The sequence below is a fragment of the Hafnia alvei genome, assembly GCF_964063325.1.
Taxonomy (GTDB): Bacteria; Pseudomonadota; Gammaproteobacteria; order Enterobacterales; family Enterobacteriaceae; genus Hafnia; species Hafnia alvei_B.
In genome coordinates this window covers 3696607-3719120 of the sequence record NZ_OZ061315.1, presented here as the reverse complement: position 1 = coordinate 3719120, position 22514 = coordinate 3696607, and the positions used below count along the sequence as shown (strand labels likewise).

At 50.8% G+C, this 22514-nt stretch carries 16 protein-coding genes; 14 read left to right on the top strand and 2 right to left on the bottom strand.

The window, feature by feature from the left end; genetic code table 11:
- Nucleotides 1-6: 6 nt before the first annotated feature.
- The 8 genes from purL to glnB all read left to right on the top strand — a co-directional run bounded on the left by purL (nt 7) and on the right by glnB (nt 12382).
- On the top strand, nt 7-3921 hold the full coding sequence (gene purL / locus AB3Y96_RS17495; protein WP_367300340.1) for a phosphoribosylformylglycinamidine synthase: 3915 nt from the start codon (nt 7-9) through the stop codon (nt 3919-3921).
- 255 nt (nt 3922-4176) lie between these two features.
- Entirely contained in the window at nt 4177-4683 is a 507-nt protein-coding gene (locus tag AB3Y96_RS17490; protein ID WP_367299827.1) for a hypothetical protein, read from the top strand.
- Nucleotides 4684-4772: 89 nt separating this feature from the next.
- Nucleotides 4773-5750: a hypothetical protein gene (locus tag AB3Y96_RS17485; protein ID WP_367299826.1), complete on the top strand. Its 978-nt coding sequence runs from the start codon at nt 4773-4775 to the stop codon at nt 5748-5750.
- A 763-nt stretch (nt 5751-6513) separates the two neighbouring features.
- Nucleotides 6514-7950 carry a sensor histidine kinase gene (locus AB3Y96_RS17480; RefSeq protein ID WP_367299825.1) on the top strand — a complete coding sequence of 479 codons (1437 nt, stop codon included), beginning with the start codon at nt 6514-6516 and terminating at the stop codon, nt 7948-7950.
- 3 nt (nt 7951-7953) lie between these two features.
- On the top strand, nt 7954-8772 hold the full coding sequence (gene qseG / locus AB3Y96_RS17475) for a two-component system QseEF-associated lipoprotein QseG (RefSeq protein WP_072309709.1): 819 nt from the start codon (nt 7954-7956) through the stop codon (nt 8770-8772).
- A 13-nt stretch (nt 8773-8785) separates the two neighbouring features.
- A complete protein-coding gene (gene glrR / locus AB3Y96_RS17470) occupies nt 8786-10126 on the top strand; it encodes a two-component system response regulator GlrR (protein WP_040047114.1) in 1341 nt (446 codons plus the stop codon).
- A 283-nt stretch (nt 10127-10409) separates the two neighbouring features.
- The gene (locus AB3Y96_RS17465) at nt 10410-12032 is read left to right on the top strand and encodes an NAD+ synthase (RefSeq protein WP_072309710.1); all 1623 of its coding nucleotides are present in this window, start codon (nt 10410-10412) and stop codon (nt 12030-12032) included.
- An 11-nt stretch (nt 12033-12043) separates the two neighbouring features.
- Nucleotides 12044-12382 (top strand): nitrogen regulatory protein P-II, encoded by a 339-nt coding sequence (gene glnB, locus AB3Y96_RS17460; protein WP_025800186.1) that lies wholly within the window; start codon nt 12044-12046, stop codon nt 12380-12382.
- Between the two features lie 345 nt (nt 12383-12727).
- Here glnB and fadE read toward each other — a convergent pair whose 3' ends face one another.
- A complete protein-coding gene (fadE, locus tag AB3Y96_RS17455) occupies nt 12728-15220 on the bottom strand; it encodes an acyl-CoA dehydrogenase FadE (protein ID WP_367299824.1) in 2493 nt (830 codons plus the stop codon).
- Nucleotides 15221-15536: 316 nt separating this feature from the next.
- On the opposite strand from fadE, the gene lpcA reads away from it, so the two are divergent.
- On the top strand, nt 15537-16115 hold the full coding sequence (gene lpcA / locus AB3Y96_RS17450; RefSeq protein ID WP_367299823.1) for a D-sedoheptulose 7-phosphate isomerase: 579 nt from the start codon (nt 15537-15539) through the stop codon (nt 16113-16115).
- 399 nt (nt 16116-16514) lie between these two features.
- Entirely contained in the window at nt 16515-17282 is a 768-nt protein-coding gene (locus AB3Y96_RS17445; RefSeq protein WP_367299822.1) for a class II glutamine amidotransferase, read from the top strand.
- Here AB3Y96_RS17445 and dpaA read toward each other — a convergent pair.
- Complete coding sequence (dpaA, locus tag AB3Y96_RS17440; RefSeq protein ID WP_040047119.1) at nt 17253-17978, bottom strand: peptidoglycan meso-diaminopimelic acid protein amidase; 726 nt, start codon at nt 17976-17978, stop codon at nt 17253-17255. The genes AB3Y96_RS17445 and dpaA overlap by 30 nt on opposite strands.
- A gap of 513 nt (nt 17979-18491) precedes the next feature.
- Between dpaA and AB3Y96_RS17435 the strand changes: the two genes are divergently transcribed.
- From AB3Y96_RS17435 to AB3Y96_RS17420, 4 genes are read left to right on the top strand one after another with little or no spacing between them, the layout of a single operon-like run.
- Entirely contained in the window at nt 18492-19835 is a 1344-nt protein-coding gene (locus tag AB3Y96_RS17435; protein WP_367299821.1) for a Na(+)-translocating NADH-quinone reductase subunit A, read from the top strand.
- A 3-nt stretch (nt 19836-19838) separates the two neighbouring features.
- Complete coding sequence (locus tag AB3Y96_RS17430; RefSeq protein WP_367299820.1) at nt 19839-21077, top strand: NADH:ubiquinone reductase (Na(+)-transporting) subunit B; 1239 nt, start codon at nt 19839-19841, stop codon at nt 21075-21077.
- Nucleotides 21070-21888: a Na(+)-translocating NADH-quinone reductase subunit C gene (locus AB3Y96_RS17425; protein ID WP_367299819.1), complete on the top strand. Its 819-nt coding sequence runs from the start codon at nt 21070-21072 to the stop codon at nt 21886-21888. The genes AB3Y96_RS17430 and AB3Y96_RS17425 overlap by 8 nt, the downstream gene beginning before the upstream one ends.
- Nucleotides 21881-22510 carry an NADH:ubiquinone reductase (Na(+)-transporting) subunit D gene (locus AB3Y96_RS17420; protein ID WP_025800172.1) on the top strand — a complete coding sequence of 210 codons (630 nt, stop codon included), beginning with the start codon at nt 21881-21883 and terminating at the stop codon, nt 22508-22510. The genes AB3Y96_RS17425 and AB3Y96_RS17420 overlap by 8 nt, the downstream gene beginning before the upstream one ends.
- The last annotated feature ends 4 nt before the right edge of the window (nt 22511-22514 follow it).

Genomic DNA, 22514 nt, shown 5'->3' with positions numbered 1-22514 from the left:
TTTCCTATGGAAATCATGCGTGGCTCACCCGCTTTGTCGGCTTTTCGTGTTACCCAACTGCTGTCTGCTTGTCGGGACGCTAATCTTCCAGTCAACGATATCTACGCTGAATATGTGCATTTTGCCGATGTCAGCGCACCTCTTTCTTCTGAGGAAAAGGCAACGCTTCAGCGTTTGTTGAAATATGGCCCTTCATTGGCTGAACACGAACCGAAAGGCCGCTTGCTGTTAGTGACGCCGCGCCCCGGTACTATTTCTCCGTGGTCGTCTAAAGCGACTGATATTGCTCATAACTGTAATCTTCCACAGGTCATCCGTTTAGAGCGTGGTTTGGCTTACTATATAAGCATAGACGCCACAGACGCTGTTGATGCGCCACAGCTCAGCGATGCCCAGTGGCAAAAGCTGCAAGACCTGCTGCACGACCGCATGATGGAACGTGTGTTCAGCGAGCTACAGGATGCGCAGAAGCTGTTTACGCACCAGTCTCCGGCTCCGGTGCAAAGCGTGGATATGCTGGGCGAAGGGCGTGACGCGCTGGTTAATGCCAACGTGCGCTTAGGTCTGGCGTTAGCAGATGATGAAATTGACTACCTGCTAGAGTCCTTCACGCGCTTAGGGCGCAATCCTAACGATATCGAACTCTACATGTTTGCTCAGGCCAACTCTGAGCACTGCCGTCACAAGATTTTTAATGCCGATTGGGTTATCGATGGGCAGGAACAGCCAAAGTCGCTGTTCAAAATGATTAAAAATACCTATGAGCAGACGCCTGACTATGTGCTGTCTGCTTACAAAGATAACGCCGCCGTGATGGAAGGTTCTTCAGTTGGCCGTTTCTTTGCGAATCCAGAATCGGGTGTGTATGACTTCCATCAGGAAGAGGCGCACATTTTGATGAAGGTTGAAACTCACAATCACCCAACGGCGATTTCCCCATGGCCGGGCGCAGCAACGGGCTCCGGCGGTGAAATCCGTGATGAAGGAGCCACTGGCCGAGGTTCTAAGCCTAAGGCGGGGCTGGTCGGTTTCTCCGTGTCCAACCTGCGCATTCCGGGCTTTGAACAGCCATGGGAACAGGATTTTGGCAAGCCAGATCGTATCGTCAATGCGCTGAGCATTATGACGGAAGGGCCGCTGGGCGGCGCTGCGTTTAACAATGAATTTGGTCGTCCGGCGCTGCTGGGCTATTTCCGCACCTATGAAGAGCAGGTGAAGAGCCACAACGGCGTTGAGCTACGCGGCTACCACAAGCCAATCATGCTGGCGGGTGGTATCGGTAATATTCGCGCAGACCATGTACAGAAAGGCGAGATCACCGTAGGCGCCAAGCTTATCGTGTTGGGCGGCCCGGCGATGAATATCGGCTTGGGTGGCGGGGCAGCATCTTCAATGGCCTCAGGTCAGTCAGATGCCGATCTGGATTTCGCTTCGGTGCAGCGTGACAACCCTGAAATGGAACGCCGTTGCCAAGAAGTGATCGACAGCTGCTGGCAGCTGGGTGATGAGAACCCGATTCAGTTTATCCACGACGTTGGCGCAGGTGGGTTGTCTAACGCGATGCCAGAGCTGGTGAGCGATGGTGGTCGCGGCGGCCGTTTTGAGCTGCGCGATATTCTTAACGATGAGCCGGGGATGAGCCCGCTGGAAGTTTGGTGTAACGAGTCGCAGGAACGCTATGTGATGTCCGTGGCACCAGAAAAGTTGGCACAGTTTGATGCTATTTGCCGCCGTGAGCGTGCGCCTTATGCCGTTATCGGTGAAGCGACCGAAGAGCTGCATTTAACGCTGAATGACCGCCACTTCGGCAATCAGCCCATCGATATGCCGCTGGACGTATTGCTAGGCAAAACGCCAAAAATGACGCGCGATGTCACCACGCTCAAGGCGCTGGGCGATTCGCTGAATCGCGGCACTATCAGCATTGCAGACGCGGTAAAACGCGTGATGCATCTTCCTGCCGTGGCAGAAAAAACGTTCCTGATCACCATCGGTGACCGTAGCGTTACCGGTATGGTGGCGCGCGATCAGATGGTTGGCCCTTGGCAGATCCCCGTTGCCGATTGCGCGGTGACTACCGCCAGTTTAGATAGCTATTATGGTGAAGCCATGTCGCTGGGCGAACGTGCTCCGGTGGCTTTACTCGACTTCGCCGCCTCGGCACGTTTGGCCGTGGGTGAAGCGCTGACCAACCTTGCTTGTACTCAAGTGGGTGAACTTAAACGCGTTAAGCTTTCGGCTAACTGGATGTCTGCGGCGGGTCACCCAGGAGAAGATGCTGGATTATACGAAGCGGTGAAAGCCGTGGGCGAAGAGCTGTGTCCGGCGCTGGGGCTGACTATCCCGGTAGGCAAAGACTCGATGTCGATGAAAACTCGCTGGCAGGAAGGTAATCAGCCGCGCGAGATGACGTCACCATTGTCGCTGGTAATCACCGCGTTTGCCCGCGTGGAAGACGTTCGTAGCACCGTCACACCTCAGCTACATGTCGATCAGGGCGCAAATACGCTGTTGCTTATCGATCTGGGCGAAGGGCACAACGCCTTAGGCGCAACGGCATTAGCACAGGTTTACCGCCAACTGGGAGATAAACCTGCGGATGTGCGCAATACGCAGAAACTGGCGGGCTTCTTCAACGCCATGCAGGCGCTGGTGGCGGAAGGCAAACTGCTGGCCTATCACGACCGTTCTGACGGTGGCCTGCTGGTTACGCTGGCTGAGATGGCGTTTGCGGGCCATTGTGCCTTGGATATTAATATCAGCGCATTGGGACAAGATCACTTAGCCGCGCTGTTCAATGAAGAGCTTGGCGCTGTGATTCAGGTACGTAACGCCGATCTAGACGTGGTAAAAGCGGTGTTGGCAGATCAAGGCATTGCTGATATTACGCACGAGATTGGCCATGCTTCTAGTGGAAATCACATTGCGATTCAGTCTCATGGCAAAGAGGTTTACCACGAACAGCGCTCGACGCTGCGTTTGTGGTGGGCTGAAACTACGTGGCAGATGCAGCGCTTGCGTGATAACCCTGAGTGCGCCGATCAAGAACATCAGGCCAAGCAGGTGGAGTCCGATCCGGGCCTGAATGTGAAACTTACCTTCAATCCTCAGGATGATATTGCCGCGCCTTACATCGCTAAGGGTAGCCGTCCTAAACTGGCGGTGCTGCGCGAGCAGGGTGTGAACTCCCATGTGGAAATGGCTGCGGCCTTCCACCGTGCGGGTTTTGAAGCTGTGGATGTTCACATGAGCGATATTCTGGCGGGGCGCATTACGCTTGATGAATTCCACACGCTTGTCGCCTGTGGTGGCTTCTCGTATGGCGACGTGCTGGGTGCCGGTGAGGGCTGGGCGAAGTCTATTCTGTTCAACGAGCGTGCTCGCGATCAGTTTGAGTCCTTCTTCCATCGTCCACAAACCTTGGCTCTGGGTGTATGTAACGGCTGTCAGATGATGTCTAATCTGCGTGAGCTAATCCCAGGAGCTGAACTTTGGCCACGCTTTGTGCGCAATACGTCCGAGCGTTTTGAAGCTCGCTTTAGCCTTGTTGAAGTGGCGAGCAGCCCATCTCTGCTATTGCAGGGGATGGAAGGCTCACGTATGCCGATTGCGGTATCGCATGGTGAGGGACATGTTGAAGTGCGCGATGATGCACATTTGGCCGCGATTGAGCATCACGGTCTGGTTGCGCTGCGCTTTGTCGATAACTTCGGTAAGGTAACGGAAGCCTACCCGGCTAACCCGAATGGCTCCGCGAACGGCATTACCGCGCTGACCAGTTCAAACGGTCGCGCCACCGTAATGATGCCTCACCCAGAGCGTGTGTTCCGTACGGTCAGCAACTCTTGGCATCCAGCCGAGTGGGGTGAAGACAGTCCGTGGATGCGTATGTTCCGCAATGCGCGTAAGCAGCTTGGATAGTTAAACTTTCTCTCTATGGCCTTTGCTTAGAGCTTCTGAGCAAAGGCTTTTATTATTTATCCTTTCTTTCCACCCAGCTATAAATTTTCTCCTCTATGACTTCGTGTCTGCAATGGCACTGATATCGGCTCCTTCGAACCAAAAATACTTAAATAAAACTTATCATTAATGTTCGGCTTATTTACTTATTTTTCCGTTTTAATGGTTGAGCATTGTTTCCATAAACAGCTCCCATAAACAGAAAGGATATGTTTAATGAGCGATCATGAATGTCGTGGTGAATGCCAGTGTAAGAAAGTGGTTATTCCGGTGATTTTTGTGCCGGATATCTTAGGCACGCGTTTATCTAATGCCAGAGATCATAAAACGGTATGGGATCCGATGGCGGGAATGGGCAGTTACCACACCCCACTGGGCACCGCTGCGATTGATTTAAGCGGGATGATCACCAAACAGACTGCGATGGTCAATGCCTCCCCTTTGGTTAAAAAACTGCTGGCGCTGCAGGAAAAATTGACGCAGTTACACGGCGCGCTGATGGCCTGCTTGAAATCAGCCAAGATGCAACCAAAGGCAGCAGTGCTGGCGACGGTGAGCTGCCGCTGTCGGCGGCGAAAGGGGCTGCGGAAGTCGAATGCAGTGAATATCACGACAGCCTGTATCAAGACGAAAAAATCCGTGCAGCGGTATATAAGGAGCTGCAAACCGCCAGTTGGGCTTATAACGCAGAAATTAGCGCGCCTAAAAAATAAAAGGAATTAGCTATGCGGCATTTATCGTGGTTATTACTTGGCACTTTGGTGTTATCAACAACCGGCTGTGGGCCACACTCTCTTCGTAAGGATACTGCTATGAGCACCCAACTTCCCACGCAAAAACACTGCTTTGGCCGTTATGAAATTGAATTACCCAATTTTATGTATATGGATAGCGGCGCTTATTCATTTGAAAATTTTAAGATAGAAATTTCAAAAGCAGTACGTTCTGATAACACAACTATTGAGAAAGACTGGATTGGCTACATTAATGGAAAGATATCTAAAGATAGTGAGAACAATGTGGGTAGCCGTATTGTTCAAAAAAATATGGAGTCCAATCCTAGAATAATTTTGGAGTATTCAAATACAGAAAAGAATCCAGATATTGGGATGAGTTCTTTATATCGCTTTCACCCGTATTATTTAAAATCAGTCCCCGAGCGTAAACAATGGATATTGGTCACAGGAAGGTCGATAGAAATTCCTCGTCCACTATCAGCCGATAGACTAGATCAGGAGTTAAAAAACAAAACTGATGCTCAAATGCGGGATGTGCAAAAAATAGCCTACCATGCTTACCCGCACTATGAACAAGGCTACTGTCTTAACAATGAGTATCAATATTATCCTGGACGTCTTGAAAAACGTGATAGCTATTTAATTACATGGAGAGGTATTGCAGAGAAAAAATACACATCTAGCTATATTACGATTAATGTACGGAGCTTAAATAAAGATGAACAGGACTTTTTAGATAGCCGAACTTCCAAAGGCAAACTACTCAGAACCTTCTTCCCGAGTACCACGGTGGTGGTTGGTGGGATTAAAGGGGATCTCTATACCAGCCACGATAAGCTCAACCCGACCGGGCGTGAATTTCAATGGCTGCCTAGCGGTACTGAACTAGGCAATCGCCTAAAACCGTTGATTATGATTGATGGAGAAATTGATACTCGCGATCTGCCCGCTGAATACCGCGATAAAATCAGCGGTGAGGAGCTTATTCTATGGATACTGGAAAGTATCAAAATGCGGGTAGGTGGTGACGAAGATATTCTGTCTCATCGATAAATAAACTGCTTTGAGCTAATGCCATTGTTTATATGCATGGCGTTAGCTGGTTGCTCTTTAATGTGCGCAGCTCCTCCGTTGTCGCAAAAAGACAACAAACCACCATTAATGATGTCGCTAATAGGTGACATGTAACCTATTGATTTATATGTGGTGCGTCGCCTTTGTACGTGGCTGTCTACTTTTAGCGACGCATTGATGAAAAAAAAAGCATGTTTATGCCATTTGCTGTCAACAAAGCGATGTTTGCTAGGTGTTGGAATGATTTATTTATTTTAAATCTTTTTTATTCAATTGGTTGGGATTTATTTTTTAAAGTTGGCACAGCTTCTGCATTATTCAATTCAGTTGCTCATTCACTCTTTTATGTCAGCGACCGCAATAGCGAGTCAGGCTACATAAGCCATCGAATGACGCCAAAGTAAGGTGCCTACCGTCCAATTATCGATAACAGTCGCTTATGCGCTTTATCAAACTCGGGGCGACACGTTGAGTGAGGCACCACCTATTTAATGTCCGACTGTGATGATTGGTTCATCAGCTTGGGACATATAATGAATGACATTCGTCTTATCCGCCGTTGTACGGCACCGATGATGGTTCTACCTCATCAAACTGAAGACGAGAATTGCATTAGCGATATCATTCAAATAACAGAGCCCGAAGCCAGCTATCTGACTTCGGGTTTTTGTTTATCTGCGATCTGAAAATTGCTCCTCTTGCCGGACTCAGTTAGCATCTGGGCAAACCTTTGGGTAATGAGATGATTTCCTTGAAGAGATGGCGTTTATTTCCTCGCTCCCTGCGTCAGCTGGTTCTACTGGCGTTCTTATTAGTCCTGCTTCCTTTGCTGGTGCTGGCGTATCAGGCCTATCAGGGGCTCAACAATTTGAGCTCGCAGGCTGCGGATATCAACCGCACCACGCTTTCTGACGCCCGCCGCAGCGAGGCGATGGCGAGCCTTGCGGTAGAGATGGAGCGCAGCTACAGGCAGTTTTGTGTTTTAGGCGATGAGTCGCTCTCTAAGCTGTATCAAAAGCAGCGTGGTCAATATTCCCAAATGCTGGAGCGTCAGGCTTCTGTGTTGCCCGATCCGCGTTACTATCAAAAGCTGAATGGGCTGATTGACCAACTGGCGGTGTTTAACTGCCAGAATAATGCCCCGGTGACTCAGGCATCGGCTTTACTAGCAGGTTTCTCCGTTGCGAACGGACAGATGGTTCAAGCCACTCGAGACGTGATTTTTACTCGTGGACAGCAGCTTCAGCAGGCAATTGCCGAGCGTGGTCAGTTCTTTGGCTGGCAGTCACTGGTGCTGTTTTTAGTCAGCGTGCTGCTGGTTTTTCTGTTTACACGCATGATCATCGGGCCGGTGAAAGGGGTTGAACGAATGATCAACCGATTAGGCGAAGGAAAAAGCGTCGGTAATATGGTGGCATTTCGCGGGCCGCGTGAAATTCGGTCGCTGGCTCAGCGGATCGTCTGGTTAAGCGAGCGTCTATCATGGCTGGAATCGCAACGGCATGAGTTCCTGCGCCACATTTCACATGAGTTAAAGACGCCTCTTGCTAGCATGCGTGAAGGCACTGAACTGCTGGCAGACGAGGTCGCGGGGCCATTGACGCAGGACCAAAAAGAGGTGGTGGGGATTCTGGATTCTAGCAGCCGCCATCTTCAGCAGCTCATTGAACAGCTCTTGGATTACAACCGCAAATTGGCCGATGCACCGATGGAAAAAGAGAGCGTAAATCTGGGCGAAATGGTCGAGCTGGTGGTTTCTGCTCATAGTTTGCCCGCGCGTGCCAAATCAATTCGTACACTTACTGAGCTAGACGTTGACCTTTGCTGGGCAGAACCTACGCTATTAGAACGCGTTTTTGATAATCTCTATTCCAATGCGGTGCACTACGGGGCGGAATCCGGTACCATCTGGATCCGCAGTCGTTTGGCTGGAGATAAGATACAAATCGATGTGGCAAATACCGGAGCGGGTATACCGCGTGCGGAACAGGCCATGATCTTCGAGCCTTTTTATCAGGGAAGTCTTCAACGTAAAGGCGCTGTCAAAGGAAGCGGTTTAGGGCTCAGTATCGCCCGTGATTGCATCCGCCGTATGCAGGGCGATTTACATCTGGTGGCCGTAGACGGAGCCGACGTCTGTTTTCGCATTGAATTACCATTAACCGCAGAGATCTCATAACTAATGAATAAGTGGTCTGTTCGCGCCCTATTCAACGAACATCTGTTTGACGCTGATGGCTCATGCCGTAAAGCGTCGGCTTTGCGTCCATTAACCCTTTTGGGCGCTGTGTTGTTGGTTCCTTTCTTATTGACCGGATGCGCCAAGAATGGCGTGGGAAATCCTGTCGCTCATGCCGTGCAGGCAATAATTCCTGATAGCAAAGTGGTTGATTACCAAACGGCGTCCTGTGACACCATTTGGCTCAACGACGATAAGGACGCCGTGGATAATGGGCTTTATTGGCTGCGTGCGATGGACTGTGCCGATCGCCTCAGCGGCCAAGATGCGCGCTTACAAGCACGTTCTCTGGGCAGTGAAAATTGGCAGCGTGTGTTTAAACAAAGCTTACTGGTTGGCAGCGCTGAACCTACCGTTGCCGAGCGCCGCCAGATCATCGACCGCTTAAACAGCTACCGTTCTGAATTTCCCGCATCGGTTCGCCCGCTTATTCAAATTTGGCGTGAAAAACAGATGCTGACGATCAACTTACTTGATGAAAAAGCGCGCTTTCAAAAGCTCCAAGCCAGCAGTGATTCTCAGTTAGATGCCCTGCGTGAAACTCAAGGCCGTTTACAGTTCCAGTTAGATGACACCACGCGCAAACTCGAAAATTTAACGGATATTGAGCGCCAGCTATCGTCACGCAAACAGATATCAGGTGAAATGCCCGATCCCGCAGCGAAAGACGATACGCCTGACGCGGGAAAACCTGAGAACAAAGCTCCGGCAGATAACACCGCTAAGCCCGTGACTGAACCAGAAAAAACGGAAGCCCATTAAGGAGCAATACCCCATGGCACAACGTAAACCCGCTAACCTACTTCTCGTGGATGATGACCCAAGCCTACTCAAACTGCTTGGGATGCGCTTAAGCAGCGAAGGATTTCGCGTGACGACGGCGGAGAGTGGGCATGATGCGTTGCGTGTGTTAGGGCGTGAGCAGATTGATCTGGTGATCAGCGATTTGCGTATGGACGAGATGGATGGCATGGCGCTGTTTGCTGAAATCCAAAAGCGTCAGCCGGGGATGCCGGTGATTATACTGACGGCTCATGGTTCTATCCCTGATGCCGTTGCTGCAACACAGCAAGGGGTGTTTGGTTTCTTAACCAAACCCGTCGATCGCGATGCGTTGTACAAAGCCATTGATGAAGCTTTGGCCCAGTCCATGCCCGCGGCCGGTGATGATACCTGGCGTGAAGGCATTGTGACCCGTAGCCCAACCATGCTGCGTCTGCTTGAACAGGCAAACATGGTGGCGCAATCAGACGTTAGCGTGCTGATTAACGGACAAAGTGGTACTGGGAAAGAGGTTCTGGCGCAGGCAATTCATGCCGCCAGCCCGCGAGCAGGAAAGGCGTTTATTGCCATCAACTGTGGCGCGCTGCCTGAACAGCTGCTTGAGTCTGAACTCTTTGGTCACGCCAAAGGCGCATTTACCGGCGCGGTCAGCAGCCGAGAAGGGCTGTTCCAAGCCGCCGAAGGTGGCACGCTATTTCTCGATGAAATCGGTGATATGCCGCTGGCATTGCAGGTCAAACTGCTGCGCGTGCTGCAAGAGCGCAAGGTTAGGCCACTAGGCAGCAACCGCGATATTGATATTAACGTGCGGATTATTTCGGCGACTCATCGCGATTTGCCTAAAGCGATGGCAAAAGGTGAGTTCCGCGAGGACTTATTCTATCGCCTGAACGTGGTCAGTTTAAAAATCCCTGCGTTGAACGAACGCGCTGAAGATATTCCATTATTAGCCAATCACTTGCTGCGTGAGTCAGCGCAACGACATAAACCTTTCGTGCGCAGCTTCTCTACCGACGCGATGCGCCGCCTTATGGCCGCCAGTTGGCCAGGTAACGTGCGTCAGTTAGTTAACGTTATCGAACAGTGCGTAGCGTTAACTAGCGCGCCAGTGATCAGCGAAGCCTTAGTTGAGCAGGCGCTGGAAGGCGAAAATACGGTATTGCCGACGTTCGCGGAAGCGCGTAACCACTTTGAACTCAACTATTTGCGCAAACTCCTGCAAATAACCAAAGGTAATGTAACCAACGCTGCACGTTTGGCCGGCCGTAACCGTACCGAGTTTTATAAGCTACTGGCGCGGCATGAGTTAGATGCGGCAGATTTCAAAGAATAAGAATCCCCTGCGTACTTGAAGCTGCTGCTGCGTTGGCTGCGTGCGCTCACCCGAATCACTTACTCATGTAAGCTCATCGGGATTCTCTTACTTGCCGTCTTGCCGCCGCTCCAATTACTTTGGGGATTCAGGTGCTTTTGTGCGTTTAGGGCGCTAAACAAAGCGTTGAGAATGTTTTACACTTGGCGAATTCAACCAGCCTCTTTTTATATCCAAAGTAGTTGAAGTGACGACAAGGCAGCTAGCGCTGTAGCCGCTTCAAATACAAAGGAAGTGAGTAATTATGAGTCGATCTCTTTCTATTGCGTTAGCCCAGCTCAACTGGCTGGTGGGTGATATCGAAGGTAACACCGAACGCATGCTGAACACGTTGCATGAGCAGCAAAATGCCGGTGCCGATCTGGTCATGTTTTCTGAACTGGCGCTTTCGGGCTATCCACCTGAAGATTTGCTGTATCGCGATGATTTTTATCAACGCTGCCAGCAGCAATTGGATCGTTTACAACAGGCATCTGCTGATATCGCCGTATTGGTTGGGCATCCTTGGCGTGAAGATGGGCACTTATACAATGCGCTGTCTCTGTTCTCTGAAGGTCAGTTAGTTGCCCGCTATTTCAAACAGCAACTACCAAACTATGGCGTGTTTGACGAGAAACGTTATTTCTCCGCCGGCCATGAGAGCTGTGTGGTTGAGCTGAAAGGCTACCGTTTAGGACTGCTGATTTGTGAAGATCTATGGTTTGACGGTCCGGTTGATGCGGTTGCCGCCGCGGGTGCCGAAGTGCTGCTGTCGATCAACGCCTCGCCTTACAACCGCGAAAAACCGTATATTCGCAAAACGTTATTGACCAGCCACTGCCAACGCACCGGTTTGCCTTTGGTCTATCTAAATCAGATTGGGGGTCAGGACGAGCTGATTTTTGATGGTTGCTCGAAAGCCTTTGATGCTGCGGGCAATATGACTCACCGTCTGGCGGGTTTTGCTGAACAGACCGCGCTGTTTAATCTCAATGAATTGCAGGTTGAACCCATGCTTGCGCCAGCGGCAAGTTTGCCCGATCTGGCTCAGGTTTACGAAGCGCTGGTTCTCGCGGTTCGCGACTATGTCACCAAAAATGGTTTTCAAGGCGCGGTGCTTGGCTTGTCTGGCGGTATCGACTCGGCGCTAACGCTGGCGATTGCCGTGGATGCGTTGGGTAAAGACAAAGTTCAGGCGATGATGATGCCGTTCCGCTATACCGCGGATATCAGTATCGCTGATGCGAAAGAAGAAGCTGAAATTCTTGGCGTTGAATTTGATATCGTCTCTATCGAACCGATGTTTGATGCGTTCATGGGGCAGTTGGCACCGATGTTTGCGGGCACCGAACGCGATACTACGGAAGAAAACCTGCAGGCTCGCTGTCGTGGCGTGGTGCTGATGGCGCTGTCTAACAAACGCCGCCGTCTGGTGCTGACCACGGGTAACAAGAGTGAAATGGCCGTCGGCTACGCCACGCTTTATGGCGATATGGCTGGTGGTTTTGATGTGCTGAAAGATGTGCCAAAAACGCTGGTGTTTAAGCTTTCAGAGTATCGTAATACGGTATCCTACGTGATCCCTCAGCGCGTTATCGATCGTCCACCGTCAGCGGAACTGGCTCCCGATCAGCTCGATCAAGACAGCTTACCGCCGTACGACATTCTGGATGCGATTCTAGAAGGTTACGTCGAGCAAGATAAATCCGTGGCCGATCTGGTTGCCGCTGGATTTGATGAAGCGGTGGTGCGAAAAGTGATCCGCTTGGTTGATATTAACGAATATAAGCGCCGTCAGGCTGCGGTTGGCCCGCGTATTACCGCGCGCAACTTTGGCAAAGATCGTCGCTATCCGATTACATCTGGCTTTGGCCGCAAAAACTGGTAAAGGGATTAGCAATGAAGAAGATTGACGCAATTATTAAGCCATTCAAGCTGGATGATGTTCGTGAAGCGCTGGCTGAAGTGGGCATTACTGGCATGACCGTGACCGAAGTAAAAGGTTTTGGTCGCCAGAAAGGCCATACCGAGCTTTATCGCGGTGCAGAATACATGGTCGATTTTTTACCGAAGGTAAAAATTGAAATTGTGGTTGCCGATGATATCGTCGACACCTGCGTAGATACCATCATGCAGACGGCTCAAACCGGAAAAATTGGCGATGGTAAAATCTTTGTCTTTGACGTGGCGCGCGTGGTACGTATTCGTACCGGTGAGCAAGACGAAGAAGCGATCTAATTCGCGTCAGACTGACGTTATTACCACCTTATGCTAATCAAAAAGCCTCTGATGAAAATCAGAGGCTTTTTTGTCGCCTAATCCCCAGCTATAACCCCTCGTGAGCAACGCTTTTAGCATGTTGATTTCGGTCACCTATTTCGGTCACCTACAATATCCTATCGGCGATTTGTAGGCGTTGAGCCATATTTCTATCACGAGCGAGCCAAGGATCTTCCCGTCTTAATCGATGCCAATGGCAAAGTAGACGTCTCGGATTCGCCATTCCATAAGTCTAAACAAAAAACGGCCCCCGAAGGAGCCGCTGACACAGGTAATTTATTGAATCAAATTACGCTTGCTCGGTTATGCGGCCTCCGTTTTTGGCAGGCCATTGCGCTTTTCCGGCAGGCTTTTCTCCGCTTGTTCAGTCGCGACCGGATTTTTTTCAGGTACCACTGCGGCGGCTAAAGCTTCAGGTTCAAACTCATCTACGTTAATGGTACGTAGGCGGCTTTCTTCGGCTTTGACCAAAATGGCTTGCTCTTCGGCGTTGATTAAGCCTTTATCCAGCGCGGTTTTAGCCAACTGATCCAAACGAGTGAACGGCAGGTTTTTACCTAGCGCTTTGCAAACACGCTGATGGATAGGATCTGCGGCAATTACATCTGCCAGCGCGGCTTCAATCAGGCCGTGTGGGTTGTACTCGCTTGGTGTGAGATACATGCCACGTCCGATACGGCTACGTGTTGCAGAAGGAACTTGTAAAATCTTAGCGACTTTATGATCCAGATAGTCAGACGGTGCAGAGTGCGCACGGCCTAATGGGAAGATCACCGCACGCATCAAACCGGCAACCAAGCCATTCGGGAAGTTGCGCAGCAGATCGTCGATAGCCTGCTCGGCTTGATGCAGCGCGTCCTGTACGCCCCAGTGAACCAGCGGCAGGTCAGCTTCATTACGTCCTTCATCTTCATAACGTTTCAGCACGGCGGTGGCTAAGAACAGCTGGCTGAGTAAATCGCCTAGACGCGCAGAGATGCGCTCACGGCGTTTCAAAGAACCCCCCAGCACGCCCATAGAAACGTCGGACAGCAGCGCTAAGTTTGAGCTCATGCGGTTAATCTGCTGATAGTAACGACGTGTGGCGTCTTTGGTTGGCGTGGCGCTGGTGCGGCCATCGGTCAATCCCAGCCAGAAACTACGCACCTTATGACTTCCTACATGACCTAAGTGGCTAAACAGCAGCTTGTCAAAGCGCGGAACGCTGTTGTCTTGCGCCGCAGCCATTTCATCTAAGACATATGGATGGCAACGGATGGCACCTTGGCCGAAGATCATCATGCTACGGGTCAGGATGTTCGCGCCTTCGACGGTAATGGCGATTGGCGCGCCTTGGTAAGCACGGGCGATGAAGTTAGATTCGCCGAGCATAATGCCTTTGCCACCTGCGATATCCATTGCATCAATGATTGAGCGTTGGCCTCTGTGGGTACAGTGATATTTGATAATCGCTGACAGCACCGCAGGTTTCTCGCCCTGCATGATGCCGTAGGTGACTAACGTTGCCGCAGCGTCCATCACATAGGCGTTACCCGCGATACGTGCTAACGGTTCTTCAATCCCTTCCATTTTACCGATGGAGATTTTGAACTGGCGGCGAATATTGGCGTAAGCACCGATGGCCAGCGCCACGCTTTTCAGACTGCCGGTTGCGTTAGACGGCAGGGTAATGCCGCGGCCAACCGACAGGCATTCAACCAGCATACGCCAGCCTTGGCCTGCCATAGTCTGCCCACCGATAATGAAATCAATAGGTACGAACACGTCTTGACCGCGCGTTGGCCCGTTTTGGAACGGAACGTTCAGCGGGAAGTGACGAGTGCCGATTTCAACGCCGTCGGTATCGGTTGGGATCAGTGCACAGGTAATACCCAAGTGCTCTTCACCGCCGAGTAAACGTTCAGGATCAGAAAGTTTGAAGGCTAAACCGAGCACGGTAGCGATAGGCGCAAGGGTGATGTAGCGCTTGTTCCACGTTAGGCGCATCCCCAGCGTTTGCTTGCCTTGCCATTCGCCCATACAGACGATGCCCACATCAGGGATTGCACCGGCATCAGATCCTGCTTCAGGGCTGGTTAATGCAAAACACGGGATCTCCTGACCACGTGCCAAGCGTGGCAGATAGTGATCTTTCTGCGCTTCGGTGCCGTAGTGTTGCAGCAGTTCGCCGGGGCCGAGGGAGTTAGGAACACCCACGGTAATCGCCAGAATGCCGGATACGCCAGACAGTTTTTGCAGCACGCGAGACTGTGCATACGCAGAGAATTCTAAACCGCCGTACTGTTTTTTGATGATCATCGCAAAGAAGCGATGTTCTTTCAGATAGGCCCACAGCTCTGGAGGTAAATCCGCCAGTTCATGGGTGATTTGGAAGTCGTTTGCAATACGGCACGCTTCTTCTACTGGGCCATCCAGAAACGCCTGCTCTTCTTCTGTTAACTTAGGCTGCGGATAGTCGTGCAGTTTTTTCCAATCGGGAGTACCACGGAAAATATCGCCTTCCCACCAGGTTGTGCCTGCGTCGATGGCTTCTTTCTCCGTGCGAGACATCGGCGGCATCACTTTTTGGAATGCCTTTAACGCAGGGCCCGAAATCAGCGAGCGACGGACTGATACCAGCACCAGCGGCAGTAATACCAAGGCAACGGGAACTAAAGCCCAGAATGACCATAGGCCAATGGCGCCCATTGCCGCTGTGTATGCCAGCAAAATGGCGCTGCTTAAATAGAGGTTAACTTGGTGATAGAACAGCACACCAATCGTTATCAAAAAAACCACAAGACTAAGAACCATCATATTAATGCTCCTGCGTGTTCAGAGGTCGGGTTAGGGGACCAAGTTGTAGGAGGTCTGACCTGTTGTAGATAATATAGGTTGTAGTTGAGTTAATTTTATTTAGCAATGTGTTTACATATTAATTACAACACAGTTCACAATTTAGCCCTCAAACTGCATTTCAAGCTAAATCTCTTCGTCGATGAGCGATGATGAGCAAAAAAGAAAGTACAGAATCATGGAAAACGCGGCGTGCAGTGCTTCTCGGGGGGGGAGCTATCCGTTACACTTCTTACAATATTTCTTGTGCCATTTTCTATGTAATAAAGAGGCTGCTATGTACCACGATCTTATTCGTAGTGAACTGAACGAAGCGGCGACAACGCTGCAAAATTTCATCAGCGATGACGCTAACATTGAGGCAATCCAACGTGCAGCAGTGTTGTTGGCAGACTCTTTCAAAGCGGGTGGCAAAGTGCTTTCCTGCGGCAACGGTGGCTCACACTGCGACGCCATGCACTTCGCCGAAGAGTTAACCGGTCGTTATCGTGAAAATCGCCCTGGTTATGCTGCGATTGCGATTTCTGATCCAAGCCACCTGTCCTGTGTGAGCAATGACTTTGGCTACGAATATGTATTTTCTCGTTATGTAGAAGCGGTCGGTCGTGAAGGTGATGTGCTGTTAGGTATTTCCACTTCAGGTAATTCTGGCAACATCATAAAAGCGATCGAAGCCGCACGTGCCAAAGGGATGAAAGTGATCACCCTGACCGGCAAAGACGGCGGCAAAATGGCTGGAAGCGCAGACGTTGAAATTCGTGTGCCGCACTTTGGTTACGCAGACCGTATTCAGGAAATCCATATCAAAGCGATTCATATCCTGATTCAACTGATCGAAAAAGAGATGGTTAAATAAGCTATCTTACTTGCCACTTTGAGCTTGAGCAGTGCTCACCATCCTCACGTACTATGTGTACGCTCCGGTGGTTGCGCGCTGTCTGCACTCAAATTGACTGCGCCGATAACGCTTATTTCGGTATTGAAGTTTTGGTAGGACGAGCCTGCGTGACAGGACGTCACGCAGGAGTTTGGGGCGCCCTGGATGGGCGATACCAAACCGCAGCGGAAATGCCATCTCGGATAAAAGCGCGCGGGTGTTGGGTGCGCGCGCTAGCGCACCTGACTCGTTCGCCTTAATCAGAGTTACAGAGAAACACATTTGCTGGCTGGCGAGCGAAACCCTTTTCAGCGGTAACATAAAGAAGGCAGACGGTGCCTGATTTATATCCGTCGACGTTTGGAACAGGAGGTCGGTATGTGTGAACTACTCGGTATGAGCGCCAATGTCCCAACGGACATCTGCTTTAGCTTTACCGGCTTGGTACAGCGTGGCGGAAGAACGGGGCCGCACAAGGATGGCTGGGGAATTACCTTTTATGAAGGTAATGGCTGTCGCACATTTAAAGATCCGCACCCGAGTTTTAACTCTCCGATTGCCCGTTTAGTACAAGATTATCCGATCAAATCCTGTGCGGTGATTTCGCATATTCGTCAGGCAAACCGTGGCACAGTGTCGCTGGAAAACACGCATCCGTTTACCCGTGAACTTTGGGGACGCAATTGGACGTTTGCACATAACGGACAATTAACGGGATATAAGGGCTTAGAGACGGGACATTTCCGGCCTGTGGGTCAAACCGACAGCGAATATGCGTTTTGCTGGCTGCTGAATAAAATGGCGACCCGATATCCAAGAACGCCGGGTAATTGGCCTGCGGTATTTCGCTTTATTGCGCAGTGCGCCGATGAGCTTCGCGCCAAAGGCGTATTCAATATGCTGCTATCTGATGGGCGTTTTGTGATGGCCTATTGCTCGACCAATCTGTATTGGATCACGCGCCGAGCGCCTTTCGGTAAAGCGACGCTGTTGGATGAGGATGTCGAAATTGATTTTCAATCACAGACGACGCCAAATGACGTCGTCACCGTGATTGCAACACAGCCCCTGACCAGCAATGAGATGTGGCATCGCATTGAGCCAGGAGAGTTTGCCTTATTTTGCTTGGGTGAACGCCAGCTGTGAGGAAGACAGTCCATTGCTTTGCGATGGACGGTTAACCACATATTGGCCACCGATGACATTCACCTGCGGCGCTTGGTGATACTCATTGAAATAAGCATAGGCCGGCTGTAACTGTTTCCAGAACGGTAGATAGTCAGAGTTGCGATGGCGCTGCATATTTTGCTCGGTCATACGGAATGGATAAATATTGATATCGACCAAAGTTTGTCCATTACGGAATGCGCTTTGCACATAGCTAAAGATCTGCGAAATACCTTCATTGGTCATGGCATAACAACCAATGGAAACACAGTCACCGTGAATCATCAGATATTTTCCTGAATAACCGTGCGCCTGATCGTAAGCGTTCGGATATCCGATATTAATAGCTTGGTAATATTTGCTGTTCGGTTTTAGGTGACGGGCATCAATCTGATAGAACCCTTCAGGGCTTTTAAAATCCCCTTCGGTACGTTTTGGACCCAATCCGCCAGAAAACTTGCAAATATTAAAGCTTTGCACCAGCTGATATTTGTCTTGAACCTTGGCAAACAGTTCGAGCTTTCTTTCTTCTTTGAATATCTGAATATAAACCGGAGAGCCCATTAATTGCTGTTTTGTCAGCGGCGTATTTTGTGTCTGCTCACTGGCAGAAGAACTACATGAAGTCAGTGGCAGTACAAAAAATACGGCCAACAAGGCGATGATTTTGCCCATTGATAACCCTGTTAATAAATCATAGAAAGAAGATCTTCAGATTAAGTCTGTTGACAGCTCCCAAAACAGCATCAGTTTAATCCAGAGAGTGGATCTGTAGTGAGTGTTTTTTAACTCATTTGGGATTAAATCTACATGTAGCAAAAATTAATTTTAAGAATTAGTGAGCGATAGTTATATAAAAACCGAATTGTTCACCTGCTAAAAATGAATGGTTCGTGGCTATGTTTAATTAGCTTGATGTAGGTCACGGCAATGTTGCTGATGCAGGCGGCGTAAAATGGTAAAATCGCGCAGTTATCGGTAACATCGTTTTTAGTCCATGTAATACCTCGGGTTAATATTCTCCGATACTTATGAGCGATCTCTTATCTGCACGCATCGATGCGCTTTTTTCTCAACGAGGAGGCCATCATACCCAACATCATTGGAGTGACATCCATTATGGAAGGTAGAGGAACGCCTGCAGGGTTCACATCATTAATGTCATGACGATATATATAGTGCAACCACATGATTAAAATTAAAAAAGGGCTTAATTTGCCTATTGAGGGCGCGCCCGCCCCGATCATTGAACAAGGCCCGACTATACGAAACGTGGCTATTTTAGGCGGCGACTATGTCGGTATGCGACCGTCAATGGCGGTGCAAGAAGGTGATAAGGTCAAAAAAGGTCAGGTTCTTTTTGAAGACAAAAGGAATCCTGGCGTCTTGTTCACCGCGCCAGCCGCAGGGCAGGTGATTGCGATTAACCGTGGTGAAAAGCGTGTTCTGGAGTCGGTAGTTATTGCCGTCGATGGCGATGAGCAAGTGCCATTTGCCCACTATGACGCTTCTGAGCTGGTGAATCTACCCCGCGCTCAGGTTGAAAGCAATCTGCTGGCATCGGGGTTGTGGACAGCGCTGCGCACGCGCCCATTTAGCCATGCGCCAAAACCGGGTTCTAACGCCGCGGCGATTTTCGTAAGCGTTATGGACACTCAGCCGTTAGCCGCTGACCCTCTGCTGATCCTGCGTGAAAACATGGCTGATTTCGAGCATGGACTGACTGTGCTAAGCCGTTTAACCGAAGGCAAAGTTTACGTTTGCCAACAGGCCGGTGCGGGGCTGCAGACCAAGCCTGCGCCAAATATCACCCATAACGAATTTACCGGCCCACACCCCGCGGGGTTGGTGGGAACGCATATCCATTTCCTTGAACCGGTTAGCTTAACTAAAACCGTTTGGCACATGGGCTATCAGGACGTTATCGCCGTCGGCAAACTTTTCACCACCGGTGAGCTGAATACCGATCGCGTGATTGCATTGGCAGGGCCACAGGTAGAAAAACCGCTGCTGCTGCGTACTCGATTAGGCGCTAGCACGGATGAAATTACCGCCGGCCGTTTAAAGCAGGGCGATAACCGTGTGATTAGCGGTTCAGTGCTGAGTGGAACGCAGGCCAGCGGCACCAAAGCTTTCCTAGGTCGTTTCCACCATCAAATCTCCGTGGTGAAAGAAGGGCGTGAGAAAGAGCTGCTGGGCTGGATGATGCCGGGCGCGAATAAATTCTCGATTACCCGCACCACGCTGGGGCATTTCTTTAAGCGCAAACTGTTCGCGTTTTCGACCGACATGAACGGCGGTGAACGCGCCATGGTGCCAATCGGCAACTATGAACGCGTGATGCCATTAGACATTTTGCCAACGATGCTGCTGCGCGATCTGCTCTCTGGCGACTGCGAAAGCGCTCAGGCTCTGGGATGTTTAGAGCTGGATGAGGAAGATCTTGCGCTCTGTACCTTCGTGTGTCCGGGCAAATACGAATATGGCCCGGTGCTGCGTGACGTGCTGACGACCATTGAGCAGGAAGGATAATTCATGGGTCTGAAGAGTTTTATCGAGAATATGGAGCACCACTTCGAACCGGGTGGCAAGCTGCAAAAGTATTATCCGCTGTATGAAGCGGCCGCGACGCTGATGTATACGTCAGGCAAAGTGACGCACGGTGCATCGCACGTTCGTGACGCCATCGACCTAAAACGCATGATGATTTTAGTGTGGCTGGCGGTATTCCCTACCATGTTCTGGGGAATGTACAACGTGGGTCATGAGGCGATTGGCGCGCTCAATCAGCTGTATCAGGGAGAACAACTGGCGCAGGTGATTGCCTCGGATTGGCATTATTGGCTCGCCGAAATGCTGGGCGCCAGCCTACAGGCCAACGCCGGTTGGGTCAGCATGATGACGCTGGGCGCGGTCTATTTTCTGCCTATTTACGCCGTGGTGTTCTTGGTGGGCGGCTTCTGGGAAGTGCTGTTTTCCATCATCCGCAAACATGAGATCAACGAAGGCTTTTTCGTTACTTCGATTCTGTTTGCGCTGATTGTTCCTCCGACGTTGCCGTTGTGGCAGGCCGCACTGGGCATCTCCTTTGGCGTGGTGATTGCCAAAGAGATCTTCGGCGGCACCGGACGTAACTTCCTCAACCCTGCATTGGCGGGGCGTGCATTCCTGTTCTTTGCCTATCCGGCGCAGATCTCCGGTGATTTAGTATGGAACGCTGCAGACGGCTATTCAGGTGCAACGCCGCTGTCACAGTGGAGTGCAACGGGACAGAGCGGTTTGATGAATACCATCACCGGCCAGCACGTGACGTGGATGGATGCTTTCATCGGTAACATTCCCGGCTCAATTGGTGAAGTCTCTACGCTGATGATCCTTCTCGGTGGACTTATCATTATGTTTGGCCGCGTGGCGTCATGGCGCATCGTTGCGGGCGTGATGGTGGGAATGGTGACTATGTCAGCGCTGTTTAACTTCATCGGTTCAGACACGAATCCAATGTTTGCTATGCCGTGGTATTGGCACTTGGTTCTGGGTGGCTTTGCATTCGGTATGATTTTTATGGCAACCGATCCGGTATCGGCTTCCTTTACCAATAAAGGTAAATGGTGGTACGGCGGGCTGATTGGCGTGATGTGCGTTCTGGTACGCGTGATTAACCCCGCCTATCCAGAAGGCATGATGTTGGCGATCCTATTCGCAAACCTGTTTGCTCCATTGTTCGACTACATGGTGGTGCGCGCCAACATCAAAAGGAGAAAAGCACGTGGCTAAGGATTCAGTAAATAAAGCGGGCGTAGGTAAAAACGACAGCATCGGCCGAACGCTGATGGTGGTCGTGGTGTTGTGCTTGGTGTGTTCTGTGATTGTTGCTGGTGCAGCGGTAGGCTTGAAGCCGATGCAGGAAGAGCAAAAGCAGCTGGATAAACAGCGCAACATTCTGGCCGTCGCAGGGCTGATGCAGGGCGATAAGCTCGATGGCGAGCAGGTGAAAACATTGTTCGGCCAGCGTATCGAACCGCGTCTGCTTGACTTGAAAACCGGCGAGTTCACCCCCGGCGATCCATACACCTTCGATATGGGCAAAGCGTTAAAAGATCCGGCCACCAGCATGGTCTTGGATGCCGCGCAGGATCCGGCGGGTATTAAGCGCCGCAGCAACGTGGTTGAAGTGTATCTGGTGAAAAACGAGCAGGGCAAAATCGGTCAAGTGGTATTGCCTGTCTACGGCACCGGCCTGTGGTCGGTGATGTATGCCTTTGTGGCTATCGACACCGACGGTAATACGGTGAAAGGGCTGACGTTCTACGAGCACGGAGAAACTCCGGGTCTGGGCGGTGAAATCGAAAACCCGTCATGGCGTGAAAAATGGGTGGGTAAGCAGCTGTTTGATGACGGCGGCCGTCCGGCGATCCGTATCGTTAAAGGGGGCGCAAATCCTCAGGACCCACACGGCGTTGACGGGCTTTCAGGCGCGACGCTGACCGCCAACGGCGTGCAGCATACCTTCGATTTCTGGATGGGCGACCATGGTTATGGGCCGTTCCTAAAACGCGTTCGTGAAGGAGCATTGAATCGTGGCTGATACTAAAGAGATTAAAAAAGTCCTATTAGGGCCTTTGCTCGACAATAACCCTATCGCTTTGCAAATCCTCGGCGTTTGCTCGGCGCTGGCGGTGACCACCAAGTTAGAAACTGCCTTCGTGATGACGATTGCGGTAACGCTGGTGACGGCATTCTCTAACTTCTTTATTTCACTGATCCGCCATCAGATCCCAAACAGCGTACGCATTATCGTGCAGATGGCGATTATCGCCTCGCTGGTTATCGTGGTTGACCAGATCCTGCGCGCCTATGCCTATGAAATCTCCAAGCAGCTTTCGGTATTTGTTGGCTTGATCATCACCAACTGCATCGTGATGGGGCGTGCTGAAGCCTATGCCATGAAGTCACCGCCGATTGAGAGCTTTATGGATGGTATCGGCAACGGCTTGGGCTACGGCGTTATTCTGATTCTGGTGGGCTTCCTGCGTGAACTGTTTGGTTCAGGCAAGCTGTTTGGCATTACCGTGTTAGAAAGCGTGCAAAACGGCGGTTGGTATCAGCCTAACGGCCTGTTCCTGTTAGCGCCGAGCGCATTCTTCATTATCGGCCTGCTGATTTGGGCGCTGCGCACGCTGAAACCTGAACAGATGGAAAAGGAGTAAGGGC

Coding starts and splice junctions, on each gene's coding strand:
- fadE (WP_367299824.1), bottom strand. CDS start 15,220: ATGATGGTTCTTAGTCTTGTGGTTTTTTTGATAACGATTGGTGTGCTG.
- lpcA (WP_367299823.1), top strand. CDS start 15,537: ATGTACCACGATCTTATTCGTAGTGAACTGAACGAAGCGGCGACAACG.
- AB3Y96_RS17490 (WP_367299827.1), top strand. CDS start 4,177: ATGAGCGATCATGAATGTCGTGGTGAATGCCAGTGTAAGAAAGTGGTT.
- glnB (WP_025800186.1), top strand. CDS start 12,044: ATGAAGAAGATTGACGCAATTATTAAGCCATTCAAGCTGGATGATGTT.
- AB3Y96_RS17480 (WP_367299825.1), top strand. CDS start 6,514: ATGATTTCCTTGAAGAGATGGCGTTTATTTCCTCGCTCCCTGCGTCAG.
- dpaA (WP_040047119.1), bottom strand. CDS start 17,978: ATGGGCAAAATCATCGCCTTGTTGGCCGTATTTTTTGTACTGCCACTG.
- AB3Y96_RS17435 (WP_367299821.1), top strand. CDS start 18,492: ATGATTAAAATTAAAAAAGGGCTTAATTTGCCTATTGAGGGCGCGCCC.
- glrR (WP_040047114.1), top strand. CDS start 8,786: ATGGCACAACGTAAACCCGCTAACCTACTTCTCGTGGATGATGACCCA.
- AB3Y96_RS17485 (WP_367299826.1), top strand. CDS start 4,773: ATGAGCACCCAACTTCCCACGCAAAAACACTGCTTTGGCCGTTATGAA.
- qseG (WP_072309709.1), top strand. CDS start 7,954: ATGAATAAGTGGTCTGTTCGCGCCCTATTCAACGAACATCTGTTTGAC.
- AB3Y96_RS17445 (WP_367299822.1), top strand. CDS start 16,515: ATGTGTGAACTACTCGGTATGAGCGCCAATGTCCCAACGGACATCTGC.
- purL (WP_367300340.1), top strand. CDS start 7: ATGGAAATCATGCGTGGCTCACCCGCTTTGTCGGCTTTTCGTGTTACC.
- AB3Y96_RS17465 (WP_072309710.1), top strand. CDS start 10,410: ATGAGTCGATCTCTTTCTATTGCGTTAGCCCAGCTCAACTGGCTGGTG.
- AB3Y96_RS17430 (WP_367299820.1), top strand. CDS start 19,839: ATGGGTCTGAAGAGTTTTATCGAGAATATGGAGCACCACTTCGAACCG.